Annotated in this window: 19 protein-coding genes, 2 tRNA genes and 1 rRNA gene; 17 read left to right on the top strand and 5 right to left on the bottom strand. The window is 54.8% G+C overall.

The features are described from left to right. The 4 genes from II896_02030 to II896_02015 form a co-directional block, all read right to left on the bottom strand. Nucleotides 1–1,816: ribosomal RNA gene (locus II896_02030) — 23S ribosomal RNA — on the bottom strand; the annotation flags it as partial. A 232-nt stretch (nt 1,817–2,048) separates the two neighbouring features. Beyond that, nucleotides 2,049–2,125: transfer RNA gene (locus II896_02025), tRNA-Ile, on the bottom strand. A gap of 8 nt (nt 2,126–2,133) precedes the next feature. Then, nucleotides 2,134–2,209, bottom strand: a tRNA-Ala gene (locus II896_02020). Between the two features lie 252 nt (nt 2,210–2,461). Next, entirely contained in the window at nt 2,462–3,439 is a 978-nt protein-coding gene (locus tag II896_02015; GenBank protein MBQ4443423.1) for a magnesium transporter CorA family protein, read from the bottom strand. 344 nt (nt 3,440–3,783) lie between these two features. Between II896_02015 and II896_02010 the strand changes: the two genes are divergently transcribed. The 16 genes from II896_02010 to II896_01935 all read left to right on the top strand — a co-directional run bounded on the left by II896_02010 (nt 3,784) and on the right by II896_01935 (nt 20,381). Continuing rightward, entirely contained in the window at nt 3,784–4,743 is a 960-nt protein-coding gene (locus tag II896_02010; protein ID MBQ4443422.1) for a zinc-binding dehydrogenase, read from the top strand. Nucleotide 4,744: 1 nt separating this feature from the next. Beyond that, nucleotides 4,745–5,422, top strand: coding sequence for a tRNA (guanosine(46)-N7)-methyltransferase TrmB (gene trmB / locus II896_02005; GenBank protein MBQ4443421.1), 678 nt, complete (start codon nt 4,745–4,747; stop codon nt 5,420–5,422). 91 nt (nt 5,423–5,513) lie between these two features. Beyond that, nucleotides 5,514–6,971: a VWA domain-containing protein gene (locus II896_02000; GenBank protein ID MBQ4443420.1), complete on the top strand. Its 1,458-nt coding sequence runs from the start codon at nt 5,514–5,516 to the stop codon at nt 6,969–6,971. 539 nt (nt 6,972–7,510) lie between these two features. After that, nucleotides 7,511–7,717, top strand: a complete 207-nt coding sequence (gene rpmE / locus II896_01995; GenBank protein ID MBQ4443419.1) for a 50S ribosomal protein L31 — start codon at nt 7,511–7,513, stop codon at nt 7,715–7,717. Nucleotides 7,718–7,819: 102 nt separating this feature from the next. Beyond that, nucleotides 7,820–9,679, top strand: a complete 1,860-nt coding sequence (gene prmC, locus II896_01990; protein ID MBQ4443418.1) for a peptide chain release factor N(5)-glutamine methyltransferase — start codon at nt 7,820–7,822, stop codon at nt 9,677–9,679. 9 nt (nt 9,680–9,688) lie between these two features. Further along, the gene (gene prfA, locus II896_01985) at nt 9,689–10,759 is read left to right on the top strand and encodes a peptide chain release factor 1 (GenBank protein MBQ4443417.1); all 1,071 of its coding nucleotides are present in this window, start codon (nt 9,689–9,691) and stop codon (nt 10,757–10,759) included. A gap of 18 nt (nt 10,760–10,777) precedes the next feature. After that, complete coding sequence (locus tag II896_01980) at nt 10,778–11,191, top strand: hypothetical protein (protein MBQ4443416.1); 414 nt, start codon at nt 10,778–10,780, stop codon at nt 11,189–11,191. Nucleotide 11,192: 1 nt separating this feature from the next. Continuing rightward, entirely contained in the window at nt 11,193–12,080 is an 888-nt protein-coding gene (locus tag II896_01975; protein MBQ4443415.1) for a hypothetical protein, read from the top strand. Nucleotides 12,081–12,082: 2 nt separating this feature from the next. Next, nucleotides 12,083–13,081, top strand: coding sequence for a tryptophan--tRNA ligase (gene trpS, locus II896_01970; protein MBQ4443414.1), 999 nt, complete (start codon nt 12,083–12,085; stop codon nt 13,079–13,081). Between the two features lie 2 nt (nt 13,082–13,083). Further along, entirely contained in the window at nt 13,084–13,959 is an 876-nt protein-coding gene (locus II896_01965; protein MBQ4443413.1) for a hypothetical protein, read from the top strand. Then, the gene (locus II896_01960; GenBank protein ID MBQ4443412.1) at nt 13,932–14,624 is read left to right on the top strand and encodes a DnaJ domain-containing protein; all 693 of its coding nucleotides are present in this window, start codon (nt 13,932–13,934) and stop codon (nt 14,622–14,624) included. The genes II896_01965 and II896_01960 overlap by 28 nt, the downstream gene beginning before the upstream one ends. 576 nt (nt 14,625–15,200) lie before the next feature. Then, nucleotides 15,201–15,656, top strand: coding sequence for an MGMT family protein (locus II896_01955; protein MBQ4443411.1), 456 nt, complete (start codon nt 15,201–15,203; stop codon nt 15,654–15,656). Nucleotides 15,657–15,936: 280 nt separating this feature from the next. Further along, nucleotides 15,937–16,620, top strand: coding sequence for a 5'-methylthioadenosine/adenosylhomocysteine nucleosidase (locus II896_01950; protein MBQ4443410.1), 684 nt, complete (start codon nt 15,937–15,939; stop codon nt 16,618–16,620). An 80-nt stretch (nt 16,621–16,700) separates the two neighbouring features. Continuing rightward, the gene (locus II896_01945; GenBank protein MBQ4443409.1) at nt 16,701–17,507 is read left to right on the top strand and encodes a methylenetetrahydrofolate reductase; all 807 of its coding nucleotides are present in this window, start codon (nt 16,701–16,703) and stop codon (nt 17,505–17,507) included. After that, nucleotides 17,504–18,064 (top strand): hypothetical protein, encoded by a 561-nt coding sequence (locus II896_01940; protein ID MBQ4443408.1) that lies wholly within the window; start codon nt 17,504–17,506, stop codon nt 18,062–18,064. The genes II896_01945 and II896_01940 overlap by 4 nt, the downstream gene beginning before the upstream one ends. A 7-nt stretch (nt 18,065–18,071) precedes the next feature. After that, nucleotides 18,072–20,381, top strand: a complete 2,310-nt coding sequence (locus II896_01935; protein ID MBQ4443407.1) for a homocysteine S-methyltransferase family protein — start codon at nt 18,072–18,074, stop codon at nt 20,379–20,381. A 120-nt stretch (nt 20,382–20,501) separates the two neighbouring features. On the opposite strand, the gene II896_01930 is transcribed toward II896_01935, so the two are convergent. Next, a complete protein-coding gene (locus II896_01930) occupies nt 20,502–22,988 on the bottom strand; it encodes a hypothetical protein (GenBank protein ID MBQ4443406.1) in 2,487 nt (828 codons plus the stop codon). Nucleotides 22,989–23,178: 190 nt separating this feature from the next. Here II896_01930 and II896_01925 point away from each other — a divergent pair, with 190 nt between their 5' ends. Then, nucleotides 23,179–23,682, top strand: a complete 504-nt coding sequence (locus II896_01925) for an LURP-one-related family protein (protein ID MBQ4443405.1) — start codon at nt 23,179–23,181, stop codon at nt 23,680–23,682. Nucleotides 23,683–23,858: the final 176 nt, after the last annotated feature.

Raw genomic sequence — 23,858 nt, 5'->3', positions numbered from 1 at the left:
AGCAGAGACCTGTGTTTTTGATAAACAGTCGCTTGAGCCTCTTCACTGCGGCCAACTCGCGTAGGCTCCCCTTCTCCCTAAGTTACGGGGTCAATTTGCAGAGTTCCTTAACAAGGGTTCTCCCGTTCGTCTTAGGATTTTCTCCTCGTCTACCTGTGTCGGTTTGCGGTACGGGCACCTTCACCTATTTAGCAGCTTTTCTCGCCAGCGTGAATTCACCAACTTCCCTACTTTAGTTCGGTCCTCGTCACACCCCAGCCTTACGTGGTGCGTACTTCACTACACCACAGCCTCAGTGCTTGAACGCGTGCTATCCATCAACGCGCTTTGGCTATCCTTCTGTGTCCCTGCTTCATTAACGGTGTCGGTGGTACTGGAATATCCACCAGTTGTCCATCATCTACGCCTTTCGGCCTCGACTTAGGTCCCGACTTACCCTGGGAGGACGAACCTTCCCCAGGAAACCTAAGACTTTCGACGGCAAAGATTCTCACTTTGCTCTCGCTACTTATGCCGGCATTCTCTCTTGTGTATCGTCCACGACTCCTTTCGGTACCGCTTCTGCCAATACACATTGCTCCTCTACCGATACACATTCGTGTATCCCCAAACTTCGGTGTACAGTTTTAGCCCCGGTAATCTTCGGCGCATCCTCACTCGACCAGTGAGCTATTACGAACTCTTTTAATGAGTGGCTGCTTCTAAGCCAACGTCCTGGTTGTTTTAGTGACAACACATCCTTTACCACTTAACTGTAACTTCGGGACCTTAGTTGTGGATCTGGGCTGTTTCCCTTTCGACAACGAAACTTATCTCACGCTGTCTGACTCCCTATCATAAATATCCGACATTCGGAGTTTGATAAGGTTCGGTAAGTCGCGAAACCCCCTAGCCTATTCAGTGCTCTACCTTCGGTATTCTTGTATAGAGGCTAGCCCTAAAGCTATTTCGAGGAGAACCAGCTATATCCGGGTTCGTTTGGAATTTCTCCGCTATTCACAGCTCATCACCGACTATTTCAACAGGCGTGTGTTCGGTCCTCCATGATGTGTTACCATCACTTCAACCTGTCCATGAATAGGTCACCCGGTTTCGGGTCTACGACATGCAACTGTTACGCTCATTTCAAACTCGCTTTCGCTTCGGCTCCGTGTCTTAAACACTTAACCTCGCTACACATCGTAACTCGCCGGCCCATTCTACAAAAGGTACGACATCACACCGGATCGCTCCATGGTGCTCTGTCTGCTTGTAAGCATAAGGTTTCAGGTTCTCTTTCACTCCCCTCCCGGGGTTCTTTTCACCGTTCCCTCACGGTACTATTCGCTATCGGTCACTAGGTCGTATTTAGCCTTGGGAGATGGTCCTCCCGCCTTCACACCGGATTTCTCGTGTCCTGTGCTACTCCGGAACACCCTCGAACTTCGGTCGGTTTCGTCTACAGGTCTGTCACCTTCTTTGGATCAACTTTCCAGATGATTCAACTACCAACGTGATTCTAAATGGGGTCCTTACCCCGTCGGTGCATCGCTGCATCGGCGGTTTGGGCTCTTTCCCGTTCGCTCGCCACTACTTAGGAAATCGTTGTTTTACTTTCTCTTCCTCGGGGTAATTAGATGGTTCAGTTCCCCCGGTTCCCCTCCATACACTATGTGTTCATGTATGGATAATGCAAGATTATTGCATTGAGTTCCCTCATTCGGAAATCTGCGGGTCGAAGCTCATTTACAGCTCACCGCAGCTTATCGCAGTTAGTCACGTCCTTCATCGGCGCCTAGTGCCAAGGCATCCACCCTACGCTCTTAGTAGCTTGATCGTATTATACGTCTTTACTTCTTGTTAAACATATTTTGTGTTTTCCTCAGCAAAATATCTATATGTGAATTGTTTGTATTACCATTCTTTCAGAACGACTACGCGCCTTTCGCGTCTTCGCTCTTTCTTAGATATTTGATTTAACTAATTGTCGAAACTAACGTATTGTTTTCTCAATACATTGCTAGTTTCCTATGCAGTTGTCAATGTACAAGCCGCAACAACAGTTGCTTTGGTGGGATGCAGTAGACTCGAACTACCGACCTCACGCTTATCAGGCGTGTGCTCTAACCGACTGAGCTAGCATCCCATAAGGTTTGGTGGAGATAAGCGGATTCGAACCGCTGACCCCATGCTTGCAAAGCATGTGCTCTACCAACTGAGCTATACCCCCATGGTGGAACCGCTCTTTTGCACAGCCTATTAATCTTAGCACAAGGCAAAAGAGATGTCAAACGGTTTTTGTCACTTTTTCAAATATTTTTTGCACTTTTTTTGCAAATACCGAAAGCGAACGCCAAGTCCTTGCAAGGCGAAAGCGAAGCGCGACGACGAAACCCGCACGATTAATATAGCGGGAAACGAAACGAACGGCAACGGCGATGAGAAAAAAATCGAAAACCGTAAAGGACGCCCGAGGGGACTATTACATCTTGCGACGCCACACGAAGATGCCCGCGAGGAGGGACATCAAAATGCTGGCGCCCGAAACCACGCCGAACACCCACGGATGGTGGCTTACCCAGCCCGCGTTGCCGGGAATGCCGTCCAAGTTCATGCCGAACATACTGAAAATGAGGGTGGGGACGGAGATGACCACCGTGACGAAGGTAAGGACCTTCATGACGTTGTTCATATTGTTGTTGATGACCGAACTGTACGCCTCCATCGTGGCCGCCAAAATGTCGCGGAAGGTGTTACAGGTGTCCAAGGCCTGCAAGGACTCGATGCTGACGTCCTCGATGAGGTCCTGATCTTCCTCGTACTTGGGAAGGTAGGAATTGCTCTTGATAAGTTTGTCGATAATGTTGATATTGGAGCGAAGTGAGTTGGAGAAATAGACCAACGAATTCTGGATATCCAACAACTCCAGCATCTCCTCGTTGCGCATCTTCTCGTGCAACTCGTCCTGTATCTTTTGGCTGGACTTGTCGATCTGGCGCAAATACGCGAGGTATTTGGTGGCGACCGAGAACAGCAAACGGAAAGTGAAACGCGTGGGCTTGTCGATGGTGACGTCCTTGACGCGCCCCAAGAGGAAGTCGCGGGTGACCGCGCTGTCCTTCAAACAGACGGTGATGATGGCCTTGCCCGCCAAGATGATGGACATAGGCAAAGTGGTGTAGGTGATATTGCCCGTCTCCTCGTCGTCTTCCATGACGGGGATGTCGACCAACACCATGAGATAGTCGTCCTCTTTTTCGATACGGGGCTTCTCGTCCTCGTCCAAGGCGGCTTTGAGTACGTCGGCGGGAACGCCCGTCTTGTACTCGACGAACTCGACCTCTTTGTCGTCGGGGTTGATCATGTGCACCCAATGACCTTTGAAGTCGGCCAAAGTGGCCACCAACTCGGTCGGTAGCTCGCGGATACGATTGTTATCTTGGAAGGATACTGTGAACATAAAACTCTCGCGCAAACCGCGAAGAGGAGAACTATCTCGACCGCGCGGCAATCTTTTGGGCTATGCAACTGTACGGGTCTGCGTCCATTATTCCGCCGCGCCTCCTTGTCTAAGATAGTATTAGTTTAGCACGCCAAAGGGCTTTTGGCAACCTATCTGCATAAAAAAATGCGACTTTTTGCAAGAAAAAAACGTCGCGTATGCGTGAGTACGCGCGTGTGCGACGTGCGCGGCGCGGGCGCACATATTATCTATGGTTGGCAAGAGAAAACCGCAAAAGTGTTGCAATGGGGGGACGACGTGTGATATAATGATATTCAGCCGATTGGCAAAAAGAGGTAGTTATGAAAACTTGGACGATTACCGAAAGCAAAGTCATATCCGACGGTATGTCGGACGGACAACCCAACCTTAACGAAGTGAAAGTAAAACTGACCGACGTGGTGCTGACGCACACCGACTTCGCGCTGTTCGCGGGGCGGGATAAGTCGAAACTGCCCGTCGTGCCCGGTAGAATGGCCGTGGGTTTGGTGAGCGAAACCGCGGGCGATACGTCGTATATGAAGGGCGAGCGCGTGCTGCTGTCCCCCTACCGCGACGGGAGAATACGCGGCTACGATATGCCGGGGTATCTCGGCGATTACGCCATCGTGCCCAAAGACTGCGTGATTTCGCTGCCCGAAGGCATCAAAAACAGCGAGGCCGTATTCGTGGAGTTGATAGCGCTGGCGCTACGCGCCATCGACAAATTGAAGGTGGAAGAAGGCGAATTCGTGGCCATTATGGGCGCGGATGACTTCTGCCTGATCGCCGCGCAAATCATCGACTACTACCACGCCATACCCATCGTGGTGTCCAGCGACGCGGACGGACTGGATATCGCCACCGAGTTGGGCGTGACCTATATCATCGACACCACGACGTCGAACGCCGAACAACGCGTGCGCAATATCACCAACGGCGCGATGTGCGAGTGCGCCATCGTGCAAAGTTATTCGAGCAAGGTGCAAAACGGCTTGAACCTGACCAAGAAACAAGGCCGCGTGTGCGTGGTGGGGCCCGACGAATACTTGGGCGACCTGCCGGTAGACCTACATAACCTCGTGGCAAAGCGTTTGGTGGTGAGTTCGGTGACGAACGGAGGGAAGAATATCCCCGCCGCCATCAACTTCTTGGCGACCAACGCCATAACGACCATCGGCCTACCCGCCAAATACGTGGACTTCGAGACCGTAAACCAAACCTTCGCCGAATCCACGTCGGCGCAACTGTTCGGACCCTTGACGGTAGTGCGCGTGGACTAAGATGAGAATGCGCCTGAAAAAATACCTCGACGAGCGTATGGACGCCGTCGGAGACTACGTCGTCATCGGGTACTCGGAAGACCTCGACGCACGCAATAGTACCCCTACGTCCCTGCTAAATTTGCGCCAAATCTTCGGCAACGACAACCCCGTGCATTTGGAACTGGGGTGCGGCAAGGGACAATGGGTGTGCCGTATGGCCGAGGCCTATCCCGACGTCAACTTTTTGGCGGTGGAGAACGTGACCAACGTCATAGTGGCCGCCTGCGAAAAAGCGCAAAAGGCGGGCCTACAAAACGTGCGCTTCGCCAACTGCGGCGTGGAATATCTGCCGAGACACCTGCCCAAGCACGCTTTCGAGACCATCTACCTCAATTTCTCCTCGCCCTACCCCAAGAATCAATACGAGAACAGACGGCTGACCAACAAGCGATTCTTATCCTTATATAAAGAATGGCTGACGGAAGACGGCGTGATACGGCAAAAGACGGACAACCGCGCCTTCTTCGAATACAGCGTGGTGAGTATGAGCCAAAACGGGCTCTATTTCGAGAAGATGAGTTGCGACCTGCACAAGGACGACTCGATACCCAACCTGACGAGCGAATACGAGGATAGGTTCGCGCCCCTTGGCCCCATCTATTACGTGGCGGCGAAGTATAAAAAAGAAAATATTTGAAAAAAATCGAAAACGGGTGAGTAAAAGGCGCACCCGTTTCGTTATATAGGCAGATGAGCATTGCTCACCAAACCGAAAAGAGGTGAAAACTATGAAGAAAATCCTATTGGTAACTCTGTTGATCGTGGCGATCGTGGCGTCCTTGGCGGCGTGCAACGACGTGACGGCAGTAAAGAACGCGAGCGAAGATTATGCAAAAGCACCCGCAGGGTACGGCGGCGGCACGTCAAGTCCCTCGGGCGGCGGGTACGGCGGCGAGAGCGCGCACGGCGACGCGGGCATACGCGAAAGCGGCGCGATCGCCTACGACGGGCATATCGTCTACGATTCGGCGACGGGTAAAGCGATGGTAGACGCGGAAGGCGGCTACGTTCCCGAAGGCGGCGGCGAAGAGCCCGCGGTCGAAAATACCACCCCACGTGCGGGGCTTTTGACGGCCTGCGCCTACGACGACCACGAGTACGCGGCCTACTGGCAAGGATTGATTACGAGCACGCAAGAGGGGGACGGCGAATTCGCGCGGTACTTCGACACCTTCGCATTCAAAGCCTACCGACAAATCAAAGTGACCGTGGAAGGCGTAGCGGGCGCGATAGTGTATTTGTTTGACAGGACCGACAACAATTATATCGGTCGAGCCGTGACGGACAACGCGGGCGTAGCGTATCTCTTCGCCCCCTCGGGAATGAGTGATTTGGAAGTACAGACGCCCAACCTCGACGGACACGCGGATTTGATAACCAAATTGGTGAACGACGATGAGGTGACCTTTACGAAAGAGGACGTCGGCATAACCGTAGACAGAAAGTTCGACCGCATACAGGTGATGTTCGTCATAGACACGACGGGCTCGATGGGAGATGAGATTGATTATCTCAAGGAAGAGATTGACGACGTAATCGGGCGCATCAGGGAACAGACCAACGCGGAAGTGACGCTCGCCATTATGGTGTACCGCGACGAGGGCGACGAGTACGTGACCGATTATAGCGATTTCTCTACCGACGTGACGACGCAACAAGCCTACCTGAAACAGCAAGACGCGTCGGGCGGCGGCGACTTCCCCGAGGCGGTGGACGTGGCCCTCACCGAAGCCGTGAGCAAGCAATGGATGGCGCAGGCAACCAAGATAATCGTACACGTGGCCGACGCACCCGCCCACGACAATGACGTGGAGAACTGGAGCAAGGCCGCGACGAAAGCCGCCGAGCAAGGCATCCGCATCGTGTCGGTGGCCTCCTCGGGTATCGACAAGAAAACCGAATACTTCTTCCGCTCGCAGAGCCTTGTGACGGGCGGCGTGTACGTGTGGCTGACCGACGACTCGGGTATTGGCGGCGAACACCTCGAAGGTACGGTGGAAAAGCGCCCCGTGGTGGAGCCCCTGAACGACTGCTTGGTGCGCGTGATGGCCGCTTTGCATACGGGAGATAGACCTATCACCGTGATGCCCGAAGAAACGACCGAGGAGCAACAGGAAGAACAACCGACCGAACAGCCGACGGGGCAGGAAGATGCACAAACGCCCCAAACGCAACCCGAAGAATAGTGCATGACACAAAAACGCGCGCCCCGACACAGAGGCGCGTTTTTGTGTAGTGAAGTTTCGCCTATGGCGAAGTGAAGTTTGCTACGCAAGTGAAGTTCAAGGCATAGTCTTGAGTGAAGTTCGCGCAGGGCGCGAGTTATGGTAAAGATAGATGAAGGTCGAAGGGGAAAAAGGATATGTGCCTCTGCTTAGGGGATTCCTCGATAAACTCGGAATGACATTCATGGTGCCTCTTTTGGGGGATTCCTTGCACATAAAAGGCAACAGACCGAGTGGCTCGGAATGACGTTTACGGGGGCGCGTTTTTGTGTAGTGAAGTTTCGCCTATGGCGAAGTGAAGTTTGCTACGCAAGTGAAGTTCAAAGCATAGCCTTGAGTGAAGTTCGCGCAGGGCGCGAGTTATGGTGGGAATAGACGCCTGTCGGCGAGGGAACGCCTGGTTTATTGAGAAATCAATAATATTGGTGAAAAACAGTTGACGAACGGGAAAAAGACGGGTATAATAGCAAAGTGAAATTATCGAAAAGAGGTGAATATAGATGAAAAACAGCACACATCCCAACTACCATACCGTAACCGTGACCTGCGCCTGCGGCGAGACCTTCCTCACCGGCACGACCAAAGACGTCACCGAATTGAAAGTAGATATCTGCAGCAAATGCCACCCCTACTACACCGGTAAGCAAAAGATGGTGGAAACCGGCGGTCGCATCGGCAAGTTCAACAAGCGTTACAATCGCGACTAAGACAAGCAAGGTGCGAAGACGTTTCTTCGCACTTTTTTTATACGCGCGCGAGTACACGGCCGCGGAAGAAAATAACTGTGTACGCGAAAAAAATTTGTAGTTATGGCAAAAAAAAGAAAATGCGTAAGTAAAATAGGCGGCCAGGCCGTGCTGGAAGGCGTGATGATGCGCGGCGTGACCGCGTACGCCACCGCCGTCCGAAATCCGTCGGGCGATATCGTGGTGGAAAGCGAGCGCTTGCACGACGATAAGGCTTGGTGGAAGAAAGTGCCCGTTTTGCGCGGTTTCCTGAATTTCTTCGGAATGATGGGCATAGGCGTGAAAATCATTATGCGTTCGGCCGAAGTGTACGGCGAGGGATTCGAGGAAGAAGGCCCCTCGCGCTTTGAGAAATGGCTGAGCAAAAACCTGCACGTGGACGTGATGACCATCGCCATGGTGGTGGGCGTCGTGTTGGGCGTGGGGTTGGCCGTGGCCTTGTTTATGCTGCTGCCCAACATCATAGCGGGCGCGATTACGGGCGCCGTCGGCAAGAGCGTGATGGGCGACAGAAACGCCTTTAACGCCATCTTTGACAACCCGAGCGTGGGAATGCTGATCACCAACCTCATCGAGGGCTTCGTGCGTATTCTTCTTTTCGTGGCGTACATTTGGGCGACCTCGATAATGAAAGATATACGCCGACTGTATATGTACCACGGCGCCGAGCACAAGACCATCGCCTGCTTCGAGCACGGGTTGCCCCTCACGGTGGAAAACGCGCGCACGATGAGCAAGCACCACGACCGCTGCGGCACCAACTTCATGGTGATCGTGATGATCGTGTCCATCCTTTTGTTCTCCTTGGTGGAGAGCGTGCTGGGCCTCTGCGGTTGGTCGGCGGAGTCGGTGACGAGTAGCCGCGTGCTGGTGCGGTTGATCTACCTCGCCATACGACTTGCCCTCTTGCCCTTCGTGGCGGGATTTGCCTACGAATTGCTGAAATTCCTGGCGAAATTCGACAACCTATTCGTGAAAATATTGAAAGCGCCGGGTATGGCTATGCAACTATTGACCACGCGCGAACCCGACGACAGTATGCTGGAAGTGGCCATCAAGGCCTTCACTACCGTGCAGGAGTTGGACGAGAAGCCCGATATGGCGACGACCTCGTTCGAGGTGAAGAAGTCCTACGAGCGGTGTCGCCACGAGGTGGAGGGCATATTGGAAAAGAGCGCGGACAAGGAAGTGCTGGCGGATTGGATATTCGTGGAAGTGACGGGCGTAAAGAGAAGCCTGTTGCCCACCGTGTCCACCATAAGCGAAACCGCGTACAAAAAAGCCGTGGCCTACGCCAAGCGCGTGGCGGCGGGCGAACCCCTGCAATACGTGGTGGGGACGGCGGACTTCTACGGCTATACCTTCAAGGTGGACGAGCGCGTGCTGATACCCCGCCCCGAAACCGAGCAGGTGACCGAAAAAGCCCTGACGTACGCAAGGAAAGACGGCAAAGTGCTGGATATGTGCACGGGCTCGGGCGCTATCGCCATCGTCATCGCCGCCAAGACGGGCGCGAAAGTGACCGCCGCGGACGTGAGCGCGGACGCTTTGGAAGTGGCCAAGCAAAACGCAAAGGATATAGGCGTGGACGTGAATTTCGTGCTGTCGGACGTCTACCAAAACGTAGAGGGAAAATTCGACCTCATCGTCGCAAACCCGCCCTATATCAGCAAGGCCGAGATGAAAGACCTGCCGCAATGCGTGAAGAAAGAGCCGTCACTTGCCTTGGACGGCGGCGAGGACGGACTGGACCTGTACCGCCGCATCGTAGAGGGCGCACCCCTCGAGGAAGGGGGCGTGATGGTGCTGGAAATAGGCGCGACGCAAGGCGAGGCCGTGAAAGCCCTGCTGCAAAAACGATTCCACGAAGTGGAGATATGGCAAGACTACAACGGACTGGACCGCATAGCCGTGGCAAAATAGGAGAAAGATATGTTTGAAAAATTGAAGGCATTGAAAGAGCGCTACGACGAATTGACCAATTTGATGGCCGATCCGAAGGTCATTGCCGACCGCGCGCTGTGGCAAAAGTACGTGAAGGAGCACTCCGCCCTATCCGAAATCGTGGAGAAATACCTACTGTACCTCGCAGCCGAAAAAGCGCACGAAGAATGCAAGGAGATCATCGCCGCGGGCGAAGACCAGGAATTGGTGGCCCTCGCCAAAGAGGAGATGGGCGAACGCCAAGCGGAGATGGAAAAGTTGACGGAAGAACTGAAAGTGCTCCTCTTGCCGAAAGACCCCAACGACGACAAAAACGTCATCATGGAGATCCGCGCGGGCACGGGCGGTGAAGAAGCCAGCCTGTTCGGCGCGGACCTACTGCGTATGTATATGCGTTTCGCCGAGCGCCAACGCTGGAAGGTGGAAGAGATAGACATGAACTACACCGATCTGGGCGGCGTGAAAGAGTGCGTCTTTATGATAAGCGGCAAGGGCGCGTACAGTAAATTGAAGTACGAATCGGGCGCACACCGCGTGCAACGCGTGCCCGAGACCGAATCACAGGGGCGCATTCACACCTCGGCGGCCACGGTGGCCGTGCTGCCCGAAGCCGAGGACGTGGACGTGGAATTGAATATGAACGATATCAAGGTGGACACCTACCGTGCGGGCGGTGCGGGCGGACAATACGTCAACCGTACGGACAGCGCCGTGAGAATGACGCATATCCCCACGGGTATCGTGGTGACCTGCCAAGACGAGAAATCGCAACTGAAAAACAAGGAAAAGGCGCTGAAAGTGCTGAAAAGCCGTCTGTACGACTACTACCAAAGCCAAGCGGACGCCGAGTATGCATTGAGCCGCAAGTCGCAGGTCGGCTCGGGCGACAGAAGCGAGCGCATACGCACCTACAACTTCCCGCAAGGGCGTGTGACCGACCACAGAATCAATATGACCATCTATAACCTCGAAGGTTTTTTGGACGGCGATATGACGCAGATCATCGAAGCCCTGCGCCTGGCCGACCAAAACAGCAAACTGACGGGGGAAGACAAATAAACCGCATAGGAGAGAATTATGTTACGCTTGATCTACGGGAGCAAAGGCACGGGCAAAACCGCCCAAATCATCGATGAAGCCAACGATTTCGCCAAGCAATGCGAAGGCGCGTTGGTCTTTTTGACCGATACCGACAAATATACGTATAAAATCAACTACGATATCCGTCTCATCAACGTGTACGAGTACGACGTCCACCAAGACGTGGAATTGAGCGGATTTATCCGCGGCGTCATCGCGTCCAACGCGGATATCATGCGTATCTATATCGACGGCGTAAACAGAATGACAAGGAAGACCTACCCCGAACTCGAGGGATTCTTCGACGAATTGGACAAAATCAGCACCGCGCACAACGTGGAACTTGTGTTGACCATAAGTGCGGAAGAATTGCCCGACTATATGAAGGCGTACACCCTGCAACACGCGTGATATGACCTTGGACGTAGACGCGTTGCGCCCCTTAGGCTGCGCCGAGCGCACCTTGGCCGTGCTGACCGCGTGCGGCGTGGACCCCGCGAAGTGGGAGGAAGCGGCGAGGGTGGCACCAGCCCAAGGCGAGACGGCGGTATGCCGCCTCGGCGACGGGATATGGGCGCTGGAGTTGTGGCATACGAAGGATATGGGCTTGACGCCCGCCGCGCGGGCGACCGCCGACGTCTACCAAGCCATGACGGGTGAAACCGTCCCCGACTGTTGGCTGTACTTAGCGGACCTACTGTCGGCCTACTGCGACCTCGTAGAAGACGGAGAATGGAAAGAAGGCGCGACGATGAACGTGGTATGCTCTACCCGTCACCCCGCCTTTGTGGGAGCGGCGGTGGCGCAACTGTCGGGCGCGCCCCTATACACCGTGGTGGGCGAAGACGACGGCGCACTCGAAAACGCGATAGAGGGTGGCACGTTACCCCCCTATCTCGACCGTTTGGGCGAATACGTGCAAAAAACCGGGCGAAAAAAAGTATTCCGCGATATACTCGCCGCAAGGGCTGACGAGGGCGAAGCGACGGACGCTATGCTCGAATTGCTGGACAAAACGGGGTACCTGACGCACCCCGTGACGGCAAAGGCCTATCGCATAGCGCAAATCTACCGCGAAGAGGCCGAAAGCCGCAACCCCGTCCTGGTGATAGCGCCCTACCATCCCTATGCCGCCCACAAAACCTTGGTCTCGGTCGTGTGCGAACGAATGGCGAAGGACGCGGAAACGAACATGCGCCTACTCGAAGAAGAAACGGGGTGGGAGATACCCGAAGAACTTAAAAACGAAGATTTCGCGGAAACTATCCGCGAACGGATAAAAACACTATACGGAGAATGACTATGAGCGAAAACAAAATCGTGTACAGCGCTTTGAAACCTACGGGCGACCTGCAACTTGGCAACTATATCGGCGCATTGAAGAACATGGTGAGATTGCAAGAGGAAAACGATTGCATCTATACGGTGGCGGATATGCACTCCATCACGGTGGACTGTGTGCCGCAAGACCTGAGGCGCCGCACCTACGACTTTATGGCCCTCTTTATGGCCATCGGGTTGGACCCCGAAAAGAGCATTCTCTTCGTGCAATCGCAAGTGCCCCAACACGCCGAACTGGCCTGGGTGCTGAACTGCTACACGCAATTCGGCGAGGCACGGCGCATGACGCAATTCAAAGACAAGAGCGCCAAAAATCCCGAAAACGTCAACGTGGGTCTGTTCGCCTACCCTACCTTGATGGCGGCGGACATTCTCCTCTATCAGGCCGACTACGTGCCTATCGGGAAAGACCAAAAACAGCACCTCGAATTGGCGCGTACCATAGCGGAACGATTCAATAATCGCTACTCGCCCACCTTCGTGGTGCCCGAGGGGATCTTCAATACGCACGGCGCGAAGATACAAAACCTCTTGGATCCTACGGCCAAAATGGGCAAAACGGACGACAACGCGGGGGGCGTGGTGTTCCTCTTGGACGACAAGGATACCATTATGCGCAAATTCAAGCGTGCGGTCACGGACTGCGGCTGTGAAATCACCGCGTGCGCCGATAAGCCCGGCATCACGAACCTCTTGACCATCTACTCGGTGATGAGCGGCATGAGCATAAAAGAGGCCGAAAAGCACTTCGTGGGCGCAAACTACGCCGCTTTCAAAGAGGAAGTGGGACAGGCCGTGGTGGATCACCTCGCGCCCATACAAGAGAAATACAAGGCGCTCGTGGGCAACAAGGGCGAATTGGAACGCATCATGAAGGAAGGGGCGCAAAAAGCCTCGTATTTGGCCAACAAGACTTTGTCTAAGGTGTACCGCAAAGTGGGCTTCGTGCAACCCAAATAGATATGTTCGGTTATATCCTGCCCGATAAGCCCAACCTATATATGAAAGACTACGCGCTGTACCGCGCCTTTTACTGCGGACTGTGCCACCAGATCGGGCGATGCCAAGGGCAATGTATGCGCCTGGCGGTGAATTACGACGTGACCTTCGTGACCATTCTACTGCACGGGGTGAGCATGCGCGACCTGCCGTTTGAGAAGAAGGCGTGCATACTGAATCCTTTTAAGAAAAAGGTGGTAGTAAAGGAAACCGAACTGCTGCGGAAAACGGCATACCTCAACGCCCTCTTGGTGGACTTCAAGTGCCGCGACGACGTGGCCGACGACAAAAGCGCGGGCAAACGCGTTGTGAAGGGACTCATCAAAGGCAAGGTGAAGAAAGCGAGAAAGGAATTGCCCAAGGTGGCCGAAATACTCGACCGAGCCTTTGACGAGCAGGAAAGAATCGAGAAAAACGTCCCCGACAACTGGCACGTGGCGGCGGACGGCTTCGCGGAGGCCGTGAAAGCTATACTGCGGGAGTTGGCGGGCGACAAGTACGTCGGCGAATTGGGCATGATAGGCTACCTGTTGGGGCAATACGTGTACCTATTGGACGCCATAGACGACTACGACAAAGACAAAAAGAAAGGAAGATACAATCCGCTACTCGTGAAGTACCGCGCGGAAAGCAAAGCGGAACTGGTGAAAACACACGGCGACGAACTGCGGCAAGAAGCCGCGCAAATCGTCGCAATGGTAAAGAATAACTACCAACATATACCCATTTTTTGTACCGAAGGTATCGTCACCAATACCCTTTGGATGGGACTTACGGCACGCTACGGCGAGGTGACAAAGGAGAATGCAAAATGTCTAAAAACCCATACGAGATTTTAGGCGTATCGGAGAATAGTTCGCAAACCGCCATCGACGAGGCGTACTACGACCTGAGAAGCAAGTATCGCAACGATATGTACCAAGAGGGCGCATTGGGCAAGGAAGCCGCCAAGAAGTTGACCGAATTGGAAGACGCCTATCGGGAAGTGTGCGAACGGCAAAAGCAAAAGGAAGCCGAAAAAACCTTCGAGGGAAAGGACGGCAACGCAGACACGGCAAGCGCCGAGGGCGGGAGCAAGCACTCCCCCGTCTTCGCCACGGTGGAAAAGAATATCCGCGCCAAGGACTTCCGCGCGGCGCAAGAGGCCCTCGACGACGTGAACGTACGCGACGCGGAATGGCACTACTTCCAAGCCGTCATCTATTACAACAAAGGGTGGATGAGCGAGGCCAAAAACCAAATGGAAATGGCCGTGAATATGGAGCCGAACAACGCGCACTACCAAAACGTGCTGAAAAAGTTGAATAGCACCATAGAGCAAGCGGCTACCGGCACGGGCGGCAACAAAGGGTATAACGAAAAAACGCAACAATCCGCGCAGAACAGCGGATATAACCGCTCGTACGGCGAGCAAGACGCAAGGCAAAGCGAGGATATGTGCTGCCGCTGGTGCGAGGCCATGATCTGTATGAACTGTCTGTGCGACTGCTGTTGCCGCGGATGATGAACAGGCGTAAAAATCTGTCTTTTGAAATAGCCCTTTCGGGCATCGCTACAGCACTGTCCTTGATATGTACGGTGCTGTATTATTATTCGCCCGTGGCGAAACTGAGTTTTTTGGCGCTGTCGGCGGTGGCGTTGCTACTGCCCTTGACCGTAGGCAATCCGCGCGGCGCGGCGCTATCCTACGTCGCCACGTCGGGACTGACCATCGCCATCGTGGGGCCCGTGGCCGCCCTGCCCTACGCCTTTATCTTCGGTTGGCAACCCGTGGTGATGGGCGTGTGCACGCGCTATTTGAAACGCAAATTCTACATTTCCATTCCATTGAAAGCCGCGCTATTCAACGCGGGGCTATACGGCACCTACGCCTTGTACGGATTGGGCGACAGCATAGAAAACGCGCTGGCAAAACTGAATTGGGCGCCCGCCTACTGGGTGGTGGCCATCGTGGCGACCGTGCTGTTTTTGGGATACGACTACTTGATGCAATGGGTGTTCCGTTGGATAGACAGGCGCATGAAAAAGGTGACGGCGAAGTACGTCGGCGAGCGTAAAGCACCGACCGAAAAACCCGCCGATGGACGCGAAAACGGGGGTACGCTACCCCCTACCACGGACATTTTCGGCGAATACGGAGAAGCACACGAGAATAATACCGAAGGGAAAAACACCGCAAGCCGAAACGAGAATGACGAACGAAAAGACGAGCATACTACGACGGAGGAATAGTATGAGCGGAAACGTATTCGAGCGAATATATCAGGTCGTCAAAGAAATACCCAAAGGCAAAGTGTCCACCTACGGCGCGGTGGCCGCACGGGCGGGCAACCCCCGATGGAGCCGCGTGGTGGGCTACGCCTTGCACGTCAACCCCCAACCCGGCGTGATACCCTGCCATAGAGTGGTCAACCGCGAGGGAAGAACGTCCAAGGCTTTCGCCTTCGGCGGGGAGGACGTGCAGGCGGAACTGCTGCGCCGAGAAGGCGTGGAAGTCGTGGACGGCACGGTGGACCTGGGAAAGTACGGATATTAGTAAAGTTTCGCCTTTGGCGAAGTGAAGTTTGCATAGCAAGTGAAGTTCAAGGCAAAGCCTTGAGTGAAGTTTGCGCAATGCGCAAGTTGCGGTAAAGATAGACGCCTGTCGGCGGAATTGTAGACAAGATCCATCTCTTATGGGGGGATCCCTCGGTCTATTGCCCTTACGCCCACGGTGTGATATGCACGCCAAAGGCGTGCGTTAATGCGGAAAACGTATTGCATTAGACGGCAAAAAAGTATATAATAGAAATACTACCGATAAAAGGAGAAACGAAATGATAGGAATTATCGGCGCGATGTCCATAGAAACGGAAGAAATACGCAACCAAATGACGGTATGCGAGACGAGAACGATAGCGAATACCGAATTCGTCAGAGGTATACTGTGGGGAGAGGAAGCCGTGGTGGCGACCTGCGGCGCGGGCAAAGTGTTCGCGACGGTGGCCGCACAGACCATGATACTCGTCTACCAAGTGGACTATATCGTCAACGTGGGCGTGGCGGGTACCTTGTCAGAGCAACTGCATATCGGCGACCTCGCCATCGCCACCAAAACCGTACAGCACGATATGGATGTCTCCGCCTTGGGCGCGCCCATCGGCGAGGTGTGCAAGATCAACGTGACTTATTTCCCCTGCGACGAGAAGTTGGTACGCAAAGCGCAAGCGGCCGCAAAAGCCATTGGCATACCCTACCAAACGGGCGTCATCGCAACGGGTGACCAATTCATCTCCTCTCACGAACAAAAAGAGATACTCGTGGAACGCTTCGGCGCGATCTCTTGCGAAATGGAGGGGGGCGCAATAGGCCATACCTGCTATATCAACAAAGTGCCTTACATAGTGTTGCGCGCCATGTCGGACGAAGCGGACGGCGGAGCGCCGGACGACTTCGAGGCGTTCGCCAAGAAGAGCGCGATGAATACCGTGCGCTTGCTCTGCAAGATGTTGGTATCGTAAACCCCGTAACGTATGCGGCAAAACGCGACGGATAAGCCATTATGCACATAAGAGATATCGTTGGTAAACAAGAATTTTTGATGAGCGCGGAAGTCTTCCCGCCCAAGAGAAGCGGAGAGTTGGAAAACATTATCCGCACTTTGCGCCACCTCAAAGAAGAGGTGAAGCCCGACTACGTGTCGGTGACCTACGGCGCAAACGGCAAGGGCGCGACCACCACGACGGACGCGGCCTCGGTGGCGATGGACGCCTTCGATATACAAACCGTGGCGCATATGACCGCCGTGAACATGACCAAGGAACGGCTGGACGAAATGCTATGTTCTCTCACGCATAAGGGCATAGAGAGCATATTGGTACTGCGCGGCGATATACGCGACGACAGCCGCTTCTACGACTTCCGTCACGCCAACGAATTGGCGGCGTATATCAAGAAAACCTATCCGCAATTTTATTTGATGGGTGCGATGTACGTGGAAGGACACCCCGAATCCAAAAATATAGAGGAAGACCTCGACGTGGTGGCCAAGAAAATGGACAGCGGCATAGAACACTTCGTGACGCAAATGTTTTTTGACAACCGCTACTACTACGACTTTATGGACAAGGCCGCAAAACGCGGGCTGACCTTATCGGTGGAAGCGGGCATTATGCCCATCACCAACGTCAAACAGTTGGGGCGGTCGATAAGCCTGTCGGGCGCGACCATTCCCCCCGCCTTACAGCGCCTCGTGGACGCGCACCAAGACGATATGTTCGAGGACGGCGTAGCCTACGCCATAGAACAAATAGAAGACCTGAAAGCAAACGGCGCGAAAGGCGTGCATCTCTACACGATGAACAGCGTGAAAACGGCGGCGGCCATCTTCGACGCCATACGCAAATGAACGTCATATCGGTCGAACGAATACGGCGGCTCTACAAGGGCGCCGACGAAACGCTGACCGCACGCATAGAAAAAGCGGTCGACCTCGTGAACGAAGCAGCGGATCCCAAAGAGATGACCGCGCACTTCGAAGTGGGCGAAGACCTTTTGTTGGGCGACTTTTGCCCCGCGGGGAACGATATCCGCAAGCACCTCGAGGGCGCGACTGCCGTCGTGGTGGGCGTGTGTACCTTGGGCGCAAACGTGGATAGACTATTGGAAACCCTGCAAGTAAAAGACCTCGCGACCGCGTATATCGCCGACATAGCGGCCTCATACGCCGTGGAGAATCTCGCCGAAAGCATTTGGCAACGGCTGAAAGCCGAAGCGGAAAGAAGGGGCGAGACCTGCACGACGCGGTATAGCCCCGGCTACGGCGACTTCGACCTGGGCGGGCAAAAGGACCTTTTGCGCATAGCGGGCGCGGACAAAGCGTTGAACGTGCGAGTGAACGACGGGGGTATGATGTACCCGAGCAAAACGATTACTTTTCTCGTGGGCGTCGTGCCCAAACCATAGGTGAAATATGAACTTCGACGGACTGATATTGGACGGTGCAATGGGTAGCCTGCTTCTCGAAAGAAGCGGGATTTTCGCTTCGTCCGAAACTTTCAACGCGTCCAACCCCGCATTGGTAAAGCAAATACACCTCGACTATATCCAAGCGGGGGCGAACGTCATTTTCGCCAACACGTTCGGGTGCAATCCCCAAAAACGCGAAGACTACGCCGTAATGCTGCGACAAGCCCTCGATATCGCGCAAGCCGCCAAAGAGGAAAGCGGCAAGAACGTCAAAATCGCGTTGGACGTGGGCCCGACGGGCAAGATACTCGGCAAAGCGGGCATATCCTTCGACCTGGCGTACGACAGTTTCGCGCAAGTGGTACGAGCGGGCGAAGGAAAATACGATATGGTGGTCATAGAGACGATGACCGACCTCGCGGAAATGCGCGCCGCCATTCTGGCCGCCAAGGACAACACGGATAGGCCCGTGTGGGCTTCGATGTCCTTTGAAAAAGGCGGGCATACGGCCTTTGGCTGTTCGGTGGAAAGTTTTGCCGTGACGGCGACGGCCCTCGGCGCGGACGCGGTGGGTATCAACTGCTCGGTGGGGCCTATCGAGTGCGCGATGCTCTTTGCGCGATTGACCGAAAACACGCAGCTGCCCACCTTTGTCAAGCCCAACGCGGGTATGCCGCAGATTTATCGCGGCAAGAGCATATACTCGATGACGGCGGAAGCATTCGCCAAGGCCATGGGGCCGATCGTGCAACGGGGCGCCGCCGCCGTGGGCGGATGCTGTGGTACGACGCCCGCATATATCGCCGCGCTATGCCAAGCGGCAAACGCGCAAAACGTCGCAAAAAGCCCCTATACGTATAGGGGGATATTGTGTTCGCAAAGCAAAACCGTCATTCCCCAAGGGGGCACGGTCATCGGCGAACGAATAAACCCGACGGGCAAAAAACTCCTGCAAGCCGCCATACGCGAAGGCAACCTCGACTACGTGGTGGCGTTGGGCCCCAAGCAAGAGGAAGAAGGCGCGGAAATGCTGGACGTCAACATTGGTCTCAGCGGCACCAAGGACGCCGACAGCATACAAGAGGTGGTGGAGCGCCTGCAATGCGTGGTGAATACGCCCCTCGTCATAGACAGTTCGTCCGCCAAAACCATAGAAAAGGGCTTGCGCTACTACGCGGGGCGCGCCCTCGTCAACTCGGTGAACGGCGAGGACGAGGTGATGGACGAAATACTGCCCTTGGTGAAGCGGTACGGCGCGGCCGTCGTGGGGCTGACCTTGGATAAAAACGGAATACCCGACACCGTGGAAGGGCGCCTCTCCATAGCCGAAAAAATACTGTCGCGCGCCGAAGCCTGCGGCATAGCCAAAGAGGACGTGTATATCGACTGTCTGACCATGGCGGAGGGCGCGGGCATAGGCAACGCAAGGCTGACGGTGGAATGCCTGCAACGCGTGAAGCGCTTGGGCTGTCGCACCGTCCTCGGCGTGAGCAATATCTCCTACGGTATGCCCCTGCGCGAAGACCTGAACGCCGCTTTTTTGCAGATGGCGAAAGAGGCGGGGTTGGACGCCGCCATCGTCAACCCCATCTACAAGGGGCTGAAGCCCTCGAAAGAGGCCCTGTCGTTTTTGCAAGGGGAAATACGCGCGGACGACTATATCGCCTACGCGGCGCAGGCGACGACCGCGGACGAGAAAACAACGACGGAAACCATCACCATCGAAGACGCGGTGCGCCGAGGGGACGGCGCGACGGTCAAGGCCTTGACGGCGCAGGAAATCGAAAAAGGGAATAACCCCACGCCCCTCATCATCGCCGCATTGGACGAGGTGGGCGTGCGATACGAGCAAGGCAAGTTTTTCCTGCCCCAACTGATCACCGCCGCGGACGCCGCCAAAGCGGGATTCGACCTGCTGTACGCCAAGACGGGCGAAAGCGCCGAATGCAAAGGCAAGCTGGTGATAGCCACCGTCAAAGGCGACGTGCACGATATCGGCAAGAATATCGTCAAATCCGTGGTGGCGAACTACGGCTACAAAGTAGTGGACCTCGGAAAAGACGTGCCCACGGAGAAGATACTCGAGAGCCTCGAAAAAGAAATGCCTTGCGTACTGGGACTATCCGCTTTGATGACGACGACGGCCGAAAATATGGCCGAAATCGTGCGGGAAGTACGCAAGGTCTACCCTGTGCTCGATATATTGGTGGGCGGCGCGGTGATAACGCCCGCGTTCGCCGAGGAAATAGGGTGCGTGTACTGCCGTGACGCCGCCGCGACCGTGCGCGAAATGAATAGGATACAAAACCGATAAAACGCATAGGCAATCGGCTCGCAATCCATCCATCAAGATATGCGATATAAAAAGACTCCCTCGAAAAAAATCGAGGGAGTTTTTGGTTGCGTCGGCGTAACGCGCCTTGACGAATAAAACTTATTCGGCGGGCGTTTCGGGAGCGGCGGGGGCGGGTTTTTCGGCCAAGACGACCGTGGAAGCCGCGTTGCCCGTGCGATGATAACCCTTGCCCAACGGCGTAACGGTGACGGCGTCTACGGTGACGCCATCGGCCGGAACGAAGCGCGCGGTCGTAGCACCCTCGGCGGCCGCTTTGACGTAGACGGTACCGACGACGGAAGCGTCTTTCTTCCACTCCACCAAATAGTAGTAGGCGTCCGTGCCCTCGACGACGGCTTCAACGGCCGCATCGACCTTGTAGGCCGTGACCGAAGTCAGGACGGCGGTGGTCTGACGGACGTAGGTGACCAACGTGGTCTCGCTCGTCTCGTAATTGCCCTTCTTGGGCGGTTTGGCATAGACGTACACGTCGTAACTGCCCGTGCCGTCCACCAAGGACGTGATATCGTAGGTGGTGACGCCGTCCTCGGCCTTGACCTTGATCTCTTTGCCGCGCACGTTGAGCACGAATTCGTTGGCGTAATCCACCTTTTGAATGGTGACGACCACGTGCTCGCCGTCCTCTTTCATCTCCTCACCCACGGCGACTTGGGGCGTGGCGAGTTGGACGTAGTAGGACATCTTGATCTGCGCGTTGGCACCGCCGATGAATTGGTCGGGTTTGGAGGAATAGGGGGTGACGGTGACCTTGTAGTTGCCGGGCGCGAGGTCCGGCATGGTATAGGCCGTATTCTCGCCCGCCGCTTTGGGCGCGTCGTACTCGCCCTCTACGCCATCGACCGTGATTTTGTAGCCGTCGGCGTTGAGTACGTGCGAAATGAGCAACGTCTGCACGCCGTTGACCTTTTTGACGACCACGGTGGGCGCCTCGAGGTACTGCACGAAATAGTAGGCGTCGGCGGTGAACGCCGCGACGTTGCTGTCGGGATAGAGATACAGTTTCTCCACGCCGTCGATAGACTGCGCTTCGCCTTGCACGGAGACGGTTTTGCCGCCCGAAATCGTGCGGACGGAGCCCGAAATATCGGCGTTGCCCGCAAGCGTAACGGCAGCGGATACCTGACCAGATACGGTCATATCACCGCCCACCGTGACGGCGTCGGCCTCTACCCGCCCCGTGACAGACAGAGAACCGCTGACGGTAAGCGCGGGCACGGCGAAATCGTTGCCGACCGTGAGGTCGCCCGTGATGGTGACGGCGTTGGCCGTGAGCGTGCTGTACCAAGCGATATTGCCCGTCTGGGCATAATTACCCGTGACGATGACGTGACCGCCCGCTTGGGGTTTGTGCCAAACGGTCTTCTTGTAGCCGACGAAACCGTCGCCCGTCATCGTGAGATTGCCTTTGACCTCTAAGGTGTGGTCGTTCATATCCAAATTGACGTTGGACAAAGCGAGATCGCCGTCGTAGATGATATCGCTCTTGAAAATATACTCGGTTTTCTTGCCCGCGTCCACCGCCTTTTGCAAATCCTCGACCTTGTGAATGAACGCCACCTTCATCGTGGTGACGAAGTGACCGGTGGCAAGCCCCGCGCCGACCAGAACGACGAGGCACAGCGCGACGATAAGCCCGACGTGCTTCTTGACCCACGCTTTGCGTTTGGCCTTTTGCTCGGCCTTTTTGGCGGCCTTTTCCTGCGCGACGCGCTCGGCTTCGGCCTTTTCTTCCTCGCTTTGCTCGGGCGTAGCACCCTCTTCGGCTTCGGCGGGATTTTCTTCCTCGGCCCCGTCGGGAACGGTCTCGCCCTCGGGTTCGACGGCTTCGCTCTCTTCGGCTTCGGGTTGTGCGACGGCTTCGACTGCTTCGTCCGCTTCGACTGCTTCGCTCTCGTCGGCGGGTTGGTTGATAGGCTCCTCTGCTACCGCCGTTTCCACCGCCTCGGCGGGCGTTTCGTCGAGCCACGGCTCGATATTCTCCTCGGCGGGTTGATCCTCTTGGGCAAAATCGGGCGCTTCGTCCGCGACGTAGCCGTCCTCGGGCGCCTCTTCTTGTTCGTAGGCGGGGACTTCTTCCGCAAAAGCATCCGCCTCTTCGTCATAGGCGGGTTGGTTCTCGGCAAAGACGTCTTCGGTCAACAAAACTTCCTCTTCGGCGGGAACTTCCTCTTCGACCGCTTCTTCAACGGGTTGGTCGATGGGCTCTTCGACGGGGACTTCTTCGGGCTCTTCTGCGACCGCTTCTTCAACGGGTTGGTCAATGGACTCCTCGACGGGGGCTTCCTCGTGCTCTTCCGTTTCGGCGGGCTCCGACCTTAGCCACGGTTCGAGATCCTCTTCCTCCGCTTGCACGGGCTCCGCGCTCTCCTCGACCTCGTCCGGCTCTATCTCCACGACGGCGTCTTCGGCGGACGGCTCCATAGAGGAAGCGTCGTCGTTTTCTTCGTCGAACGCTTCTTCTTCGGTATCCGCTATAGACGGGGAAACGTCGGAAGCGGTAGGCTTGCCGAAGTCGCTTTGATCGTTATATTGCGGTTTCTTTTTATGTTTGTGTTTTTTGCTCATATCCTTATCTCCAATAAGATATAATCCTGATTATACGTCTATTATATCCTTTCGATAGCGGCGTTGTCAATAACCGTATCGGGCAATTTGACGCGATAATAAAGAATATTTATTGACGAATATATGTTGTAAAAGCGTGAGGAATATGATAAAATATGTATTATGCGTGTGCGCAAAACGGGAGGTCTATATGAAATATATCATCAAAAACAAAATCATTTCGTGGGGTGCCGGCACGACCGTCAAGGACGAAGCGGGCAACGATTTGTATTTCGTAAAAGGCAGCGTCTTCACCTTTACCAAAAAGAAGTTCGTGCGCGATATGGCCAAGAACGACCTGTATATCGTGCGCAACAAGTTCTTGTTCTTCTTGCTGCCCAAGGTGTATATCTGCGACAAGGACGGCAACAAACTGCTGATGCTCAAGAAAAAGAACGCCTTTGGCTTCAAGCAGAACTTCGAGGTGGTGCCGATGTCGGACAAAGCCCCCAACTGGTCGATCATGGGCGATATCATCGCGAGAAACTTCTCCATCGTGGAAAACGGGGATCCCATCGGGCAAGTGAGAAAGAATTTCAACCTCATCAAGGACTCCTTCTGGTTGGAAACGACGGACGAGAGAGCGCCTTTGATGATTGCGTTCATTATCGCCATCGACAACTACTACGACAAGTTGCAAAACGAAGAGAGATAATTGACGAGCATTCCATAAAAAAACCTTCGTCCGATGTGAAGTGAACCCCATTTGGGACACTCAATAAAAAACCGCTTAACAGGAAGGGATTAAGTTCTCTTCCTGTTTTTTATGCGTTTTGTATTGTAAAACTCTATCCAATCTTCAACAAGGGCTATATATTCTTCCAAACTTGT

This window comes from Clostridia bacterium, assembly GCA_017394805.1.
GTDB lineage: Bacteria > Bacillota > Clostridia > Christensenellales > CAG-1252 > RUG14300.
Note: the sequence above shows the minus strand (reverse complement) of the source record. Positions and strands in the feature narration are given on the sequence as shown.